General features: G+C 44.9%; 18 protein-coding genes. All 18 read right to left on the reverse strand.

The genetic code is table 11. The features are described 5' to 3' along the window. Positions 1–23: 23 nt before the first annotated feature. The 18 genes from AC2EXB_RS15125 to rpmE all read right to left on the reverse strand — a co-directional run bounded on the left by AC2EXB_RS15125 (position 24) and on the right by rpmE (position 15,198). Complete coding sequence (locus AC2EXB_RS15125; protein ID WP_483602202.1) at positions 24–554, reverse strand: F0F1 ATP synthase subunit delta; 531 nt, start codon at positions 552–554, stop codon at positions 24–26. Beyond that, on the reverse strand, positions 551–1,072 hold the full coding sequence (gene atpF, locus AC2EXB_RS15130) for a F0F1 ATP synthase subunit B (RefSeq protein WP_052650688.1): 522 nt from the start codon (positions 1,070–1,072) through the stop codon (positions 551–553). The genes AC2EXB_RS15125 and atpF overlap by 4 nt, the downstream gene beginning before the upstream one ends. A gap of 530 nt (positions 1,073–1,602) precedes the next feature. Further along, entirely contained in the window at positions 1,603–1,827 is a 225-nt protein-coding gene (gene atpE, locus AC2EXB_RS15135; RefSeq protein WP_006829234.1) for a F0F1 ATP synthase subunit C, read from the reverse strand. Between the two features lie 58 nt (positions 1,828–1,885). After that, positions 1,886–2,596, reverse strand: a complete 711-nt coding sequence (atpB, locus tag AC2EXB_RS15140) for a F0F1 ATP synthase subunit A (RefSeq protein WP_483602203.1) — start codon at positions 2,594–2,596, stop codon at positions 1,886–1,888. A gap of 27 nt (positions 2,597–2,623) precedes the next feature. Continuing rightward, positions 2,624–2,995 carry an ATP synthase subunit I gene (locus AC2EXB_RS15145; protein WP_235197080.1) on the reverse strand — a complete coding sequence of 124 codons (372 nt, stop codon included), beginning with the start codon at positions 2,993–2,995 and terminating at the stop codon, positions 2,624–2,626. A gap of 3 nt (positions 2,996–2,998) precedes the next feature. Continuing rightward, positions 2,999–3,220, reverse strand: a complete 222-nt coding sequence (locus AC2EXB_RS15150; protein ID WP_052654389.1) for an AtpZ/AtpI family protein — start codon at positions 3,218–3,220, stop codon at positions 2,999–3,001. 237 nt (positions 3,221–3,457) lie between these two features. Further along, the gene (wecB, locus tag AC2EXB_RS15155; protein ID WP_483602204.1) at positions 3,458–4,576 is read right to left on the reverse strand and encodes a non-hydrolyzing UDP-N-acetylglucosamine 2-epimerase; all 1,119 of its coding nucleotides are present in this window, start codon (positions 4,574–4,576) and stop codon (positions 3,458–3,460) included. Positions 4,577–4,837: 261 nt separating this feature from the next. Further along, a complete protein-coding gene (upp, locus tag AC2EXB_RS15160) occupies positions 4,838–5,467 on the reverse strand; it encodes a uracil phosphoribosyltransferase (protein WP_235197082.1) in 630 nt (209 codons plus the stop codon). Positions 5,468–5,624: 157 nt separating this feature from the next. Beyond that, the gene (locus AC2EXB_RS15165; RefSeq protein WP_483602205.1) at positions 5,625–7,799 is read right to left on the reverse strand and encodes a bifunctional diguanylate cyclase/phosphodiesterase; all 2,175 of its coding nucleotides are present in this window, start codon (positions 7,797–7,799) and stop codon (positions 5,625–5,627) included. Positions 7,800–7,981: 182 nt separating this feature from the next. Beyond that, complete coding sequence (locus AC2EXB_RS15170; RefSeq protein WP_483602206.1) at positions 7,982–9,217, reverse strand: serine hydroxymethyltransferase; 1,236 nt, start codon at positions 9,215–9,217, stop codon at positions 7,982–7,984. Beyond that, complete coding sequence (locus tag AC2EXB_RS15175; RefSeq protein WP_052650681.1) at positions 9,204–9,788, reverse strand: TIGR01440 family protein; 585 nt, start codon at positions 9,786–9,788, stop codon at positions 9,204–9,206. The genes AC2EXB_RS15170 and AC2EXB_RS15175 overlap by 14 nt, the downstream gene beginning before the upstream one ends. A gap of 21 nt (positions 9,789–9,809) precedes the next feature. Beyond that, positions 9,810–10,247, reverse strand: a complete 438-nt coding sequence (gene rpiB / locus AC2EXB_RS15180) for a ribose 5-phosphate isomerase B (RefSeq protein ID WP_235197087.1) — start codon at positions 10,245–10,247, stop codon at positions 9,810–9,812. Between the two features lie 165 nt (positions 10,248–10,412). Continuing rightward, complete coding sequence (locus tag AC2EXB_RS15185) at positions 10,413–10,853, reverse strand: low molecular weight protein arginine phosphatase (RefSeq protein WP_483602207.1); 441 nt, start codon at positions 10,851–10,853, stop codon at positions 10,413–10,415. A 24-nt stretch (positions 10,854–10,877) separates the two neighbouring features. Then, complete coding sequence (locus AC2EXB_RS15190) at positions 10,878–11,870, reverse strand: L-threonylcarbamoyladenylate synthase (RefSeq protein WP_483602208.1); 993 nt, start codon at positions 11,868–11,870, stop codon at positions 10,878–10,880. A 90-nt stretch (positions 11,871–11,960) separates the two neighbouring features. Beyond that, the gene (gene prmC / locus AC2EXB_RS15195; RefSeq protein ID WP_483602209.1) at positions 11,961–12,818 is read right to left on the reverse strand and encodes a peptide chain release factor N(5)-glutamine methyltransferase; all 858 of its coding nucleotides are present in this window, start codon (positions 12,816–12,818) and stop codon (positions 11,961–11,963) included. Next, on the reverse strand, positions 12,811–13,884 hold the full coding sequence (gene prfA / locus AC2EXB_RS15200) for a peptide chain release factor 1 (RefSeq protein WP_483602210.1): 1,074 nt from the start codon (positions 13,882–13,884) through the stop codon (positions 12,811–12,813). The genes prmC and prfA overlap by 8 nt, the downstream gene beginning before the upstream one ends. A gap of 337 nt (positions 13,885–14,221) precedes the next feature. Next, positions 14,222–14,815 carry a thymidine kinase gene (locus AC2EXB_RS15205; RefSeq protein WP_483602211.1) on the reverse strand — a complete coding sequence of 198 codons (594 nt, stop codon included), beginning with the start codon at positions 14,813–14,815 and terminating at the stop codon, positions 14,222–14,224. 167 nt (positions 14,816–14,982) lie between these two features. Continuing rightward, entirely contained in the window at positions 14,983–15,198 is a 216-nt protein-coding gene (rpmE, locus tag AC2EXB_RS15210; protein WP_074510520.1) for a 50S ribosomal protein L31, read from the reverse strand. Between the last annotated feature and the right edge of the window lie 40 nt (positions 15,199–15,238).

Genomic DNA, 15,238 nt, shown 5'->3' on the forward strand with positions numbered 1-15,238 from the left:
TCACCCTCTCATAATTTCCTGAATTAACCGATCAACTGACGCTGCAAACGGCCCAGTTTTGAACTGATGCTGCTGTCATAAATGCGGTTTCCGATTTGAAGACGCAATCCACCGATTAGGGTTGGATCAATAATGTTTTCGATGCGCAAAGATTGCTTACCGATTTTTTTAGCGAAAGTGGAAGAAATCGATGCACGTTCTTCTTCCGTCAACGGACGGATTGAATAGACTTTTGCATCTTCGATTCCTTGTGCTTCGTTTGATAAGTTAATGAACTCTGTAGCCAAGCCGCTGACGTCATTTAAACGTTTGCGTTCAGCCATCAATTGAAGTGTGTTTATCACGTAAACGTTTACGCCATTGAACACTTCATTGATCAGGTTCGTTCTTTTTTCAGCTGATAATTTTGGAGAAACAATCAGATTGTAAAGCTCAGGAGTCAGTTCAAAGACTTTCTTCACTTCGCGCAAATCCATTTCTACCTTATCAACCACTTCATGTTTTTGAGCGATTTGGAATAAAGCTAATGCGTAGCGTTCTGAGACTTGGCTCATTGCACTTCGCCTGCCTTCGCAATCGTTTCGTTAATCAACTGGCGGTTGTCTTCTTCAGAGATCTCTTTTTCCAACACTCTAGATGCTGCAAGCAATGACAATGCCACAACTTCTTCGCGCACTGCAGAAATCGCTTTTTCTCTTTCGTTCGCAATTTCTTGTACAGCTGCATCTTTCATGCGGCCAGCTTCAGCACGCGCAGTCGAGATAATGTCCTGACGCGAAACTTCGCCTTGTTTTTTAGCATTCTCAACGATTTCTTGTGCTTGCGTACGCGCTTCTTTTAACAAAGTGCGCTGTTCTTCAAGCATTTTTTGTGATTCCTGGCGGCTGTTTTCAGCCGTTACGATTTCACTAGCAATCAATTCTTCACGCTGCTGCATGATTCCCATCAAAGGACCCCATGCGAACTTTTTCAATAACAGCATCAAAATAATGAAAACTGCTAGTGTAGCGATGATATCTCCGACGTTCAAAAACTCCCCGGATGCACCGAGTACGAGGTGATCAAAAAACACGATTGTTTCACTCCCTTCAAGAGCCTAAAATTCAGTTTCTTCTATTATAAGATCTTTAATGTAAGATGGTTATTCAAAATTGAAATGGGCCATACAAACATAAATGGCGAAAAACCTGCCGAAGCATTCCCGCCATTTACCTTTGTTATTGTCCAGATTTCGATGTCCAGACTCCAACGGCCAACTCCTCGGCCTTAAGCTGCCCTTTGTCCAGTCTCCGTTGCCTTGCTCTTCGGTCATAAGCCAGCCCAGCTATGTGGCAATGAGCGCCACTTCGCTGTTCTGTCTTATGACTGCCAGAGCAGAACAGGCATCTTCGCTTTTCGAGACTGTGCGGCAAAAAGCGCCGCTTCGGAAGTTCATCTTAAGTCTTACGGAGCTGAACGGCCGTTTCCGCTTTTCTCATTGTCCAGACTCCAACGCCCAGATTCTAGTGTCATAAGCTGGCCCAGCCCCGTGGCACAAACACGCCACAACGCTGTTCCGTCTTATGCCCGTCGAATCTACACGGGCGCTTCCGCTTTTCGTTACTATTGGTTCATAACGATGAACGCGATAACTACAGCGATGATCGGCAATGCCTCAACCAATGCAACCCCGATGAACATAGTTGTTTGAAGAACGCCACGTGCTTCTGGCTGGCGAGCGATACCTTCAACTGTTTTTGAAACGATAAGACCGTTACCAATACCTGCGCCTAGTGCTGCTAAACCTACTGCGATTGCTGCTGCTAATAAACCTAATGAACCTGTCATTGTAATTTGTCCTCCTCAGGATAGTTGTTTTTTTCTGCTCAATTTGAACAGTTTATACTCAATGGTCGTCGGCAACTTTATGCGATAAATAAACCATCGTCAACATAACGAAAATAAATGCTTGGATTGCACCGATAAAGATCGAGAATCCTTGCCAAGCCATCATCGGAATGATAGCCGTTGCAAAGCCGACAACGCCAGCTCCGCCGAGTCCCGCTAATAATCCAAGCAAGATTTCACCTGCATAGATATTACCGTAAAGACGCAGACCAAGTGTCAACGTATTTGCGAACTCCTCAATGATTTTCAACGGGAACAAGAATGGCATCGGTTTTAAATAACCTGCACCGTATTCTCCCAACCCCTTGAGTTTGATGCCGTAGTAATGGCTCAAAATGATGACCATGGCGGCCAATGTCATTGTCACTGTTGGATCAGCTGTCGGGGATTTCCACCACAGTTCGCCATAGACAATGATCGAGAACGGAAGACCTAACATATTCGAAACGAAAATGAACATGATCAGCGTAATTCCAAGAACATGGAATCGTCCGCCGTCTTTCCAGTCCATGTTGCTCTTGATAAGCCCTTTTACGAAATCCATAACCCATTCCATGAAATTTTGCATGCCGGTTGGCTTAAGCTTTAAATTCCGAGTAGAAATGAAGGCAATTAGAAATACGATAACAGCGGCTACGATGAGCATCATAACGTTCGACAAGTTAAACCAGATCCCGAACACTTTAAGCATAGGAGCTTCATGACCCACGATAGTTTCACCTCTCTTTCCACTTTCTTAATGGTGTTTCACATGATAAACAATCCGTTCTGCCAAGAGCAGAACATAAGGGATCATCAACCCGATTACTGTACTGACCAAGTGAATATGCTCTGCGAATAATAATGCCATCGCCACAGCAGCTACACCCGATGCAAACCGTAATGCCGTTCCAAGCGAACGAACCTTCGAGCCTTCTGCCACCGCCCGGTCGAATTTTTCCATCCGGCGAACCAGAATCCACATATTATAAATGCCGAACAAAGTTCCGATCAACAGACCTGCGAACACCTCTTGATAAGGGGTAAACCCCCAGCCAATAACGAAAGCCGCCAGGATGAAATAAATCATTCTTTTTAGTCTTGTATATATCTCCCTAAGTCCATCCATTTTTCATTTGTCTCCTGATTCGAATTTTCGGACGGTCTGCAGCATTGCCCACACACCGGCAAACATGCCCGTGAGCAAGCAGATGATTAAGAAAAGCGGGGCGGTTCCGAATTGTTCATCGAGCCACATACCTGTGAACGTACCGATGAGCACGGACCCGACAAGTTGTGAGAGGATAGCACTGTAAAGCGCCATCGCTTGTAAGGGACTTTTTGTTGGGCGCATGATAAACCCCTCGAGTTTCGTTTGATTTGACATTTTACCCCTATAAAAGAGCAGTCGCATCAGGCTTTCGGAACAACATCTATATGTAAGAAAACCTTCTCATGCATACCCTTTGTAAGCATACAATAGGGGTAAAATCATGTCAATTACTAGAAGTGAAAAACTTCACAAGCAACTACCCTTCGACATATTCTTGACAAATTCGTGTCGAACATGTCCTCTCAACAATTTCGCTATTTATTTCGCAGAAAAATACGTGTGCAGCGCTTCAACGATTCTGCGCGAGGCTTCCCCGTCCCCGTAAGGATTAGAAGCATGCGACATTTCTTTATATGCGTTTTCATCTGTCAATAATTCTTTTGCCATTGAATAGATGGTTTCTTCTTCTGTACCTGCAAGCTTCAACGTTCCTGCATCGATTCCTTCAGGGCGTTCCGTCGTATCGCGAAGTACCAGTACCGGCTTGCCTAGCGACGGAGCTTCTTCCTGGACGCCGCCAGAATCCGTCAAGATGATGAATGAACGTGCTGCGAAGTTATGGAAATCCAGAACTTCAAGCGGTTCGATTAAATGGATCCGTGGATCGCGTCCTAAAACTTCATCTGCCACTTCCCGGACAGCCGGGTTCATATGCACGGGATAAACCACTTGGACGTCATCGTGTTCTTGAATCAACCGTTTAATCGCACGGAACATATTGCGCATCGGCTCTCCAAGGTTTTCACGGCGGTGTGCTGTCAATAAGATCATCCGGTCATCGCCGATCTGTTCAAGGATCGGATGGCTATAAGTTTCGCGCACCGTCGTTTTCAATGCATCGATCGCTGTATTGCCCGTAATGTAGATCGTTTCTTCTTTTTTGTTTTCATCACGCAAGTTTTGCGCAGATTTTTCAGTCGGCGAAAAGTGGATATCAGCCATTACGCCCGTCAATTGACGGTTCATCTCTTCCGGATACGGCGAGTATTTATTGTGCGTACGCAGACCCGCCTCAACATGGCCGATGGCAATCTGATTGTAAAACGCTGCTAAACTGGCAACAAAAGTTGTCGTTGTATCGCCATGGACCAAGACGATGTCCGGCTGTGCTTTTTTCATGACTTCGTCTAAGCCAAGCAGAGCACGTGTCGTAACGTCGCTCAATGATTGGCGGTCTTTCATAATATTCAAATCGTAATCCGGCGTAATCTGAAATGTCTCAAGCACTTGATCGAGCATCTGTCTATGCTGAGCTGTTACCGTCACAATCGGTTCGATTGTTTCCGGATGCTTTTGAAGCTCGAGCACTAGAGGCGCCATCTTGATTGCTTCCGGGCGCGTGCCAAAGATCGTCATTACTTTCCACTTTTTCGTCAAACTAATCAACCTCGTTTTCATATTATTTGAGTGAGAAAGTGATCACCTTTGTTTCCGGCAATCGCTTACCTGACTTATTGCTTTTTCGTGTCCAAATTCCAACTGCATAAGGCTAAACGGGCGCTTCCGCTTTTCTATTGTCCAGACTCCAGCGCCTAGCTCTTCGGGACATAAGCTGCTTCGGCTGTGCGGCTGAAAAACGCCGCTTCGCCGAATCATCTTATGTCTGTCAGAGCTGACCAGGCGCTTCCGCTTTTCTATTTACTTCGTGCCGAACAATCTGTCTCCGGCGTCTCCGAGTCCTGGAACGATGTAACCGTGGTCATTCAATTTTTCATCAAGTGCCGCGATGTAAATATCCACATCCGGATGCGCTTTTTGCAAAGCTTCTACACCTTCTGGAGCTGCGATGATGCACATGAAGCGGATTTTAACAGCGCCACGTTTTTTAAGCGAGTCCACTGCTTCGATTGCAGATCCTCCTGTAGCAAGCATCGGATCAACGACAATCAATTCACGTTCTTGAACGTCTGAAGGCATTTTAAAGTAGTATTCAACCGGCTGCAAAGTTTCCGGATCACGGTATAAACCGATATGCCCCACTTTAGCAGCAGGCATTACTTTCAAAATACCATCTACCATGCCAAGACCGGCGCGGAGAATCGGCACGATGCCTAATTTCTTGCCAGAAAGCACTTTTGAAGTTGTCAATTGAACAGGCGTTTCAACTTCAATATCCTCCAACGGCAGATCTCTCGTAATTTCAAAAGCCATCAATGTAGCAATTTCGTCTACCAATTCGCGGAATTCTTTCGTTCCTGTAGATTTATCACGGATATAAGTCACTTTATGCTGGATCAACGGATGATCAAATACATGTACTTTTCCCACGGCACATCTCTCCTTTTCAAACTTTATCTTAAATAGTATAACAGAAAATTTAGGCCGCTTGGGGCTGTAGATAGCATTGCAACTTTTCAGTTAATTGGAGTTTTCCGCAAAAGAAAAATGGACAAAACAAAAAACCGAAGTTAAAACTCCGGCTTCTTTATAATAGGTTGGCTTCTTCGAGCGACATCGGACGGTAATAAAAATACCCTTGTCCTACCCGGCAGCCGAGCGATACTAACATCCGTCTCTGCTGTTCAGTTTCAATGCCTTCCGCAACTGCCGTCATATTCAAGTTTTCGGCTAGTTGAATGATGGTTCTGACGATTGCAAGCGTCCCTTGTTCGTGCATAGTGGAAATGAAAGAACGGTCAATCTTGATTTCATTGACCGGAAGCTTCTGCAAATAACTAAGCGAAGAATAGCCCGTCCCGAAATCATCCACAGAACTTGTGAATCCGTAGCGGTTTAATTTCTTAAACACTTGATGAGCGGTTTCAATGTCAACGAAGCCAATGCGTTCGGTGATTTCGAGTTGAATCCATTTATGTTCAATACCGTATTCAGCCATTTTATCAACCAGATGCGGGATGAACGAATGGTGGAAGAAATGATCAGCTGAGACATTGATGGCGACTTGGCGCAATTCAAGTCCAATTTCTTTGCGTTTCCTTAACCATGTCAGCACGCGTTTTAAAACGACTTGCTCCAGTAGTCGGATTTTCCCGTTCTTCTCCGCTGCCGGAATGAAGACATCCGGCGCAATATTGCCGAGCTCTGGAGAGTTCCAGCGGGCCAAAGCTTCAAAGCTGATGATTTTGCCTGATCTCAAATCCACTTTCGGTTGGAGATGGACATCGATTTCTTCGCGTCGTAACGCTGCCGATAATTCATTGGCAATCCGCAAATCCCTCATCATGAAATCATCGTGCTCATTTTCAAAATAACAGATGGATTCTCCCGCCCGCAATTTCGCTTTCGACAGCGCACTGTCTGCGTAGCGGATCAGTTCTTTCTCATCATGCTGTTTTGGGGTGATAAGCGCGACGCCCATTTTTAACGTTAAAAACAATTCCATATCTTGCACATTGGTCGGTTCGATTACACATTGCGATAACTTTTCTAAATACGCAGGCACATCGCCTAACGGATTCAAGTTGACTAACGCGATGGTCGAATCGGAAAAGCGTGCGATGACATTATTTGCAGACATGCCGGCTCTCAAAAAACGTTTGCCGATTTCCCGGATGAGTGCATCTCCTGCAGTATGGCCGTACTGGTCGACTACTTTAATATATTCATCTGCTGAAACGAAAGCGACAAAGCCCTCTTTCTTTTCATCCAGCAATTCTTTTAACTCATTGATGAAATAATTCCGGTTCGGCAAAGCGGTTTCTTTATCGGTATACGCTAAACGCAAGATTTCTTCTTGCTGCTGCGAATACCTTACCGTCAAAGACACAATGGAGCCAATCTGCTCCACGAAGGCAATGTCCTCTTCAGTCGGCAATGTCTTGTCTGTGAAATAGATGCCGAATGTCCCGATTGCTTTGTCATTTGCGTCATCGATCGGCACCGACCAGCTGGAAGTAAGGTGAAGCTCCTCCACCAGATATTGATGGCCATTCCACAGCGGACTCGCCTTCATGTCTTCCACTATGACTGTTTGATTGGTGTGGAAAGCGGCTCCGCACGTACCCGTCACCGGAGAAGACTGAATTTGCTCGACTTTATCATGAAATTCACTTGGCATCGATTTTCCGGCCCCTACTTGAAAGTAGCCGGCATCATTGACAAAAAGCACCGTGCATTTCGTATCGTCTTTGAAAAAAGATTCCACTGTATCGCATGCTTTTTGAAGCAAAAAGCTCAACAGATAGCCTTTTCCCATATCGTTATGGATTTGCTGCTGCAAATTGATCAGTGCTTCTGCGCGCTTGCGGTCGGTAATATCCCGCTGCAGCATGATCGTGAACGTAAAGCCCGTTTCATGCATGATAATTGGCTGGATCGTGATTTCGTTCCAGAAAGGAAGTCCGTCTTTCCGATAATTGACGATTTCAAAAATCCCTGCTTTTTTTGATTCCATGCATTTCCTGATTTCCTGCCCAACCTGCTTATCTGTTTTAAGGCCATGCATGAACCTGCCGTTCTGCCCTAAAACTTCCTCTTCTTCGTAGCCGCTCATCTCTAAAAAAGATTGGTTGGCATAGATGATCGGATGGTCTTTCACTTCTGGATTCAGCACAATAAAACCTGTCTGGAATTCCATCCCCAAACGCCGCAGCCAGTTTATGATCACTTGTTTCTCTTCATTTATTTCGTGAGTCGGCATACGCGGTTCACCTAGCTTCCCTTAGTTAATGTATTCTATGTATTGCTGGTTTCTGAAGAAATTAGAAATAAGTAACATTATTAATGAAATTACCAGTTATATACCAAAAATCTAGTTGCTATTCTTCAAAAATCGGGGAAAAAATACAGCTGCCTTAATCCCTCTTTGGCAGCTGTATTCCCTTATTTGTATAATGGAAAACTAGCTGTAAGTTTCGCAGTGCGCTCAGCAGCTTCTTTTTTCGCATTTTCATCTTCAGGATTTTTTAGCAATGTTGCAATAATGGATGCAATTTCCTTCATTTCAGGTTCTTTAAAGCCGCGGGAAGTGACTGCCGGCGTTCCTAAACGGATGCCTGACGTGACAAACGGACTTTCCGGATCATATGGAATCGTGTTTTTATTCGTCGTGATGCCGACTTCATCCAACACGTGCTCCGCTACTTTTCCAGTTAGACCTAACGAACGAAGGTCAATCAGCATCAAATGATTGTCTGTTCCGCCAGAAACGATATCCACGCCTTCAGCAATCAATCCTTCAGCTAACGCATTTGCATTTTTCACTACTTGTTCAATATAAGTTTTGAATTCTGGCTGCTGCGCTTCGCCGAATGCTACTGCTTTTGCAGCAATGACGTGCATCAACGGTCCACCTTGGATTCCCGGGAAAATCGTTTTATCGATTTTCTTTGCGAATTCCTCTTTGCAAAGAATCAATCCGCCACGAGGTCCGCGCAAGGTTTTATGCGTTGTTGATGTAACGAAATGGGCATGAGGAACCGGGTTCGGATGGGCCCCGACTGCAACAAGTCCCGCAATATGCGCCATATCCACCATTAAATACGCGCCAACTTCATCCGCGATTTCACGGAATTTAGCAAAGTCCAGTTGGCGTGAATAGGCACTTGTTCCAGCAACAATCATTTTCGGTTTGTGCTCAAGAGCGGCCTGTCGAACCGTTTCATAATCGATCAATTGATTGTCTTCTGTTACCCCGTACTCGACGAAATTGTACTGCATTCCACTGAAATTCACTTTACTGCCATGCGTTAAATGTCCGCCATGGTTCAAGTTCATCCCTAAAATCGTGTCGCCTTTTTCAAGGACCGCTGTATAAACTGCCATATTGGCTTGTGATCCGGAATGCGGCTGTACGTTGGCATGGTCCGCGCCGAAGATTTCTTTCAGGCGATCACGAGCAATGTTTTCTACGATATCCACATATTCGCAGCCGCCGTAATAGCGTTTGTTTGGATAGCCTTCAGCATACTTATTCGTAAGTACTGAGCCTTGGGCGTCCATCACTGCTTGTGATACAAAGTTTTCAGATGCGATAAGTTCGATGTTCGATTCCTGACGTTCTTTTTCCGCTTGCATTGCTTCATAAACTGCCTGGTCCTGCGTCTTAATCAATTCCATCTGTTATTCCCTCCTGTAGTTGAACAAGCTCACGATCGTACCTAGCGCGTTCCCCGCCAATCAATTTCGGCCGAGTGGTTGCAGCTGAAACAATCGCTTCTCCTACTAGTTTAACAGAAGTTCGCACAGGAACGGCTACTCTTTTTAAATGCATGCCAATCATTGTCTGTCCGATGTCAATTCCCGCATGCGCCTGCACTTCTTCCACAACAACCGGATCTTTTAAATTTGAATAAGCGAATGCGCTCATCGAACCGCCCGCTTTTGGCACCGGCACGACTGACACAGGCTCCCAGCCGTATTTTTCCGCTGCTTCCCGCTCGAGTGTCAACGCCCGATTGATATGCTCGCATCCTTGGAAAGCCAAAAAGATCCGGTGGCGGTCTGCAAAATTCTGCAAAGGTTCAAACAAACTTTCGGCTATATCCAGGCCGCCAGCTGTCCCGATCCGTTTGCCTACAACTTCTGAAGTTGAGCAGCCGACGACAAATACTTGGCCATTTTTAAATTGAATTTCCTGCTCCAATTCACTTAAAGCTTCTTCAAGCTGTAATTGCCATAAGGGTTGCATGCCAGCCACTCCTTCAGTTTTTTATTTTTCTAAATCCGAGATTTTTTGAACGCGTTTTTGATGGCGTCCGCCTTCGAATTCTTCAGTCAGCCAAGTTTCTGCAATTTCACGCGCAAGTCCTGGGCCGATGACACGTTCGCCCATCGCCAAAACGTTTGAATCATTATGTCCTCTTGTCGCTTTCGCACTGAACACATCATGTACAAGCGCGCAGCGAATGCCTTTTACTTTGTTTGCGGCAATCGACATGCCGATTCCTGTTCCGCAAATTAGAATGCCGCGGTCAAATTCTCCGCTAGCCACTTTTTCCGCAACTGGTGTTGCATAATCCGGATAATCGACCGAATCATCTGTATGCGGTCCAAAATCTTGATATTCCATGCCAAGTTCGTTTAACAAGTTGACGATTTCTTTACGAAGATTATTTCCGCCGTGATCTGATGAGATTGCAATTTTCATTAAAAACCCTCTTTTCTTTTCGGATAAAGTGAAATCCAGAATTGCATTCCACTTACTTTCGCTTCGTTAAGGGCTTTGTTGATTAACGCGCCCTTAGCGATGGTTCACTTTATTTTAACATCATTATATGAAAAAACATACAAACCCGCATAGGCTTGTATGTTATCACTCTATTTCATCATTCAATTTTTCGGCTACCTGGTTGATCAATCCGTGCAATTCATTAAACGTCGACTGATAAGCGGCTAAAGAGCCGCCGTATGGATCACTGACGTCCGCTGTAGAACCATTCGCGAATTCTTTTAATGTATAGATTTTTGTTGCGTATTCCGGAAAATTCTGCAGCAAGAATTTCCGGTGCGATTCGGTCATCGTCAAGATCAATGTCGCCCATTCCATGTCGCCAGGCAGCAACTGTTTGGAAGTATGGGTAAAATCGATCCCTTGATCATCTAAAACCGTTTGGGCATGGGATGACAAGGGAGATTCTCCAGCAAAGATGCCGGCTGAACGAACTTTCACATCCGGCAATTCCTTCGCTTTTAAAATTGCTTCCGCCATTGGGCTTCTGCAGGTATTCCCCGTACAAACAAAGAAGATATTCATGTTATTTCCTCTCTTTCTACTTCATTAACTGAACCATTTATGGTCAGCCGCTTTCTCCAAGCGATTCATCATCGCTTCACTTCTATTGGCATCTGTAGAAATTGCAGCCAATATCAAGTCTGCATCCGTTTGGTCGCATTTGCGCAAGCTGGCATACAGCGTTTCCGCTGAAAGTGGGAAGCAATAATCCGCACTCGGATGCTTTTCCGAACTTAGAATCGCCACTTTTTTGCCGTCATTTTGCACATGTGCGATCGCTTTTTCAATCAAGCCATCTGCTTTTTCAATCAAATAGACCGGAGCTTCTGGTGCATAATGAATGTATTTCATTCCCGGTGATTTGGGGATATTCCCTTGAATTTCCGAAGAAAGCCGGACTGTGCCGATAACAGCCTCTAAATCTTCTTTCGTGATTTTGCCCGGACGAAGGATAACAGGTGGTTCACTTGTCATATCCAATACGGTCGATTCAATGCCGATCATTGTCGCCCCACCATCTAAAATCAATGGAATGGTTCCTTCCATATCGTGATACACGTGCTCCGCTAAAGTCGGACTTGGTTTGCCGCTTGTATTCGCACTTGGCGCCGCAATCGGCAATTTCACACGTTTTAGCAAATTTAGCGCTACCGGATGATTCGGCACTCGAATTCCAACTGTGGATAGACTGGCTGTTACGTTTTCAGCAAAAACTCCCGGTTTCGTTTGTAGAATCAACGTCAATGCGCCTGGCCAAAATGCTTCCATGCATTGGATCGCTTTTGGACTTACATTTTGAACATAATTCAATGCGCTTTCTTTTGAATCCACATGGACAATCAATGGATTGTCGGCTGGACGCCCTTTTGCAGCAAAGATTTTTGCCACAGCCTCCACATTTGTAGCGTCTGCTCCAAGTCCATAAACGGTTTCTGTCGGAAAAGCGACAACTTCTCCATTTTGCAGTCTTTCCACAGCCTGTGAATAAGTTTCTTCTTTATTCACATTTCTATCCACAAGTATGGTTTCCGTTTCCATATAAACATCTCCTATTATAACTAGTTTTCGATAAAGTTATGCACATTTCGTGGATAACTTCACCTACCCTGTTCAAAATATGTTAGTAACTTACACGTTTATGCAAAAAACCATCCGGTCATTTTTGTTGATATCTTTTTTGACATACACATTCGCTTCTGGAAAAGCATCTTTTAAGAGATTTTTTACAGCCTCTCCCTGTGTATAACCGATTTCAAAACCGATAATGCTTGGTTTATCCACAATTTCCGGTAACCCTTCAGCCATTTTTTCATACAAGGCCAAACCTTGGTTTTCTGCAAATAAAGCCGAGTGAGGTTCGAAGTCACGGACACTATCCGATAAATCAGGAGCTTCCTCGTAGCCGATATAAGGAGGATTGGATAACACGATATCCCATTTCCGGTCTTTGACCGGTTCCAGCAAATCTCCTAATTTAAACGCCACGTCTGCATGCAGCCGGTTCGCATTGTCTGTTGCAACACTTAAAGCTGCTTGTGAGATATCCGTTGCTGTCACGTCTGCAGCAGGCAACTCGCATTTCATCGTGATGGCGATAACGCCGCTTCCAGTTCCTATATCTGCGATAGACGGATTGCCAGTTGGAAAATAGCGAGCGGCCAACTGCAAAGTTTCTTCGATTAGTTCTTCTGTTTCCGGCCGCGGAATCAGAACATGCTCATTTACTCCAAATGAACGCCCGTAAAATTCTTCGCTGCCCGTTATATGCTGAATTGGCGTCCCTAAGGAATGCAATTCAATTTTAGACCAAAACTCGCGAAATTTCTCTTCTTCCAACTCTTCGCGCATTGAAGCAAGCAATCCTGCATGTGAAAGGCCCAGTTCATGCTGAAGAATAATCCGTGCCGCTGCTTCTTCGCGGCCTTTGCTTTTTAAAAAAGAAGAAGCCCCTTGAAGGGCCTCAAAAATGTATTTTTTATTAGTCATTGTTTAAGCTTTCCATTCTTGCTGATTGTTCTTCAACAATCAATGCATCGACGACTTCGTCCATTTTGCCTTGAAGAATCTGATCCAGCTTTTGAATCGTCAAACCGATGCGGTGGTCTGTAACGCGGTTTTGCGGGAAGTTATACGTACGAATCCGCTCAGAACGGTCGCCTGTTCCGACTGCAGATTTCCGGACTGCATCATATTCAGCTTGCGCTTCTTGCTGGAATTTATCGTATACGCGTGCACGAAGTACTTTCATCGCACTCGCTTTGTTTTTAATCTGTGATTTCTCATCTTGGCACGTCACGACCGTATTGGTCGGGATATGCGTCAAACGGACAGCTGACATGGTCGTATTGACCGATTGGCCTCCTGCACCGGATGATGCATAGGTATCGACGCGGATATCGTTGTCATGGATTTCAACTTCCACTTCTTCCACTTCCGGCAAGCAAGCGACTGTTGCTGTCGACGTGTGGATCCGGCCTCCTGATTCCGTTTCTGGCACCCGCTGCACACGGTGTGCACCGTTTTCGTATTTCAATTTCGAATAAGCGCCTTTGCCGGTAACCATGAAGACCAATTCTTTGAATCCGCCAAGCCCGGTCGGATTGGAATCCATAATGCTCACTTTCCAGCCATTCGATTCCGCGAATCGGCTGTACATGCGGTAAAGGTCTCCCGCAAATAAAGCCGCTTCGTCTCCGCCTGCAGCTCCCCGGATTTCCATAATGACGTTTTTATCGTCATTCGGATCTTTCGGAATCAATAATACATGCAAACGATCTTCAATCGCTTTCGCTTGCGTTTCCAATTCGCTCACTTCTTCTTTGACCATTTCGCGCATATCGGCGTCAAGCTTCTCATCGAACATCGCTTTTGCTTCATTCAATTGGGAAGTGACTTCCTTATATTCGCGGTACGCTTCCACCGTTTCCTGCAAATCCGATTGCTCTTTCGAGTAATCGCGCAATTTGTTTGTGTCGCTGACAATCGCCGGGTCACTCAATAATTCGTTTAAACGGTCGTATCTGTCTTCTACTGCTTGTAATCTATCGAACATTGCTGCATCACCTCTAATTCACATATTTATTGTTAAACTATATAAGTTGGACTAATAACTTTTCCCTGTCGATATTCCGCAAAACAGCTACGCTTGCCGCGGGCTCGCGTCCAAGCCTCCTCAGTCGCTTTGCTCCCTGCGGGGTCTCGGCCGTCTCGCTAAGCCGCAGGCGTCGTAGCTTTTTTGCTTCATATCTTGATACTTCTAGAGCAGAAGGCATCCGCCTGGAGCGATTTCCTCACACTACAATTAATTTAGTTCACCATCTATAAAAATATTCATTCTTAAAACAGGGACACTTCATATTTCAAATTGGTTAGAGAGCTTCCAAAATAACCTATTTCGTCACTGTCACGCCAGCAGGCACTTCATGATGATGGCGGCAACGGGGCTCGTAGGCTTCTGAAGCGCCAACTAAAATGGTAGGATCGTCAGAACCGGCAGGCTTGCCGTCAATTAGGCGCTGCGTCCGGCTTGCTGGAGATCCGCAAACTGTACATACTGCCTGTAATTTTGTCACTTGCTCAGCTATCGACAGCAAATTCGGCATCGGTCCAAACGGACGTCCTCTGAAATCCTGGTCCAATCCGGCAACTATTACGCGGAATCCATGATTTGCTAATTTTTGTACGTTCTCAATGATCTGTTCATCAAAAAACTGGGCTTCATCAATGGCAATCACATCGAAATCATCGGAAATATAATCCCAAATTTCTTGTGAATGCTGGATTGGTAGAGCAATTACGGTCGTGCCATTATGGGAAACAACCGCTTCTTTGCTATAGCGGTCATCGATTTTCGGTTTAAAAACTGCAATCTTTTGTTTGGCAAATTGTGCGCGGCGCACTCGGCGGATCAGCTCTTCTGATTTCCCTGAAAACATGCTTCCGCAAATCAGTTCTACCCAACCGGATTGTTTCATAACGTACATAAATAAGCCCCTTTCAAACAACTTTATCATTATTCATCATACCCAAAATCGGGCTGAATTACTGCTTTTTTCTCGATTATGTAAAAGAATTAACGCTCAAAATGTGTCTTTTAAACGAAAAAAAACCTGCTTCGCGTTTTCGCGCAAAGCAGGTATTTTCTTTACTATTACTCGTTGATTTCTTCTTTGATGCCGTATTTTTTGTTGAAACGGTCTACGCGGCCATCTGCTGCTGCGAATTTCTGACGTCCAGTGTAGAATGGATGACATTCAGAGCAAAGCTCGACGTTGATGTTTTCTTTTACAGAACCTGTTGTGAAAGAGTTCCCGCAAGAGCAAGTTACTGTTGCTTGTTTGTAATCTGGATGAATACCTGTTTTCATTATTGTTTCTCCTCCCGCCCTGAACCATCTGGAACAGAGT

Source organism: Planococcus alkaliphilus, from assembly GCF_057031095.1.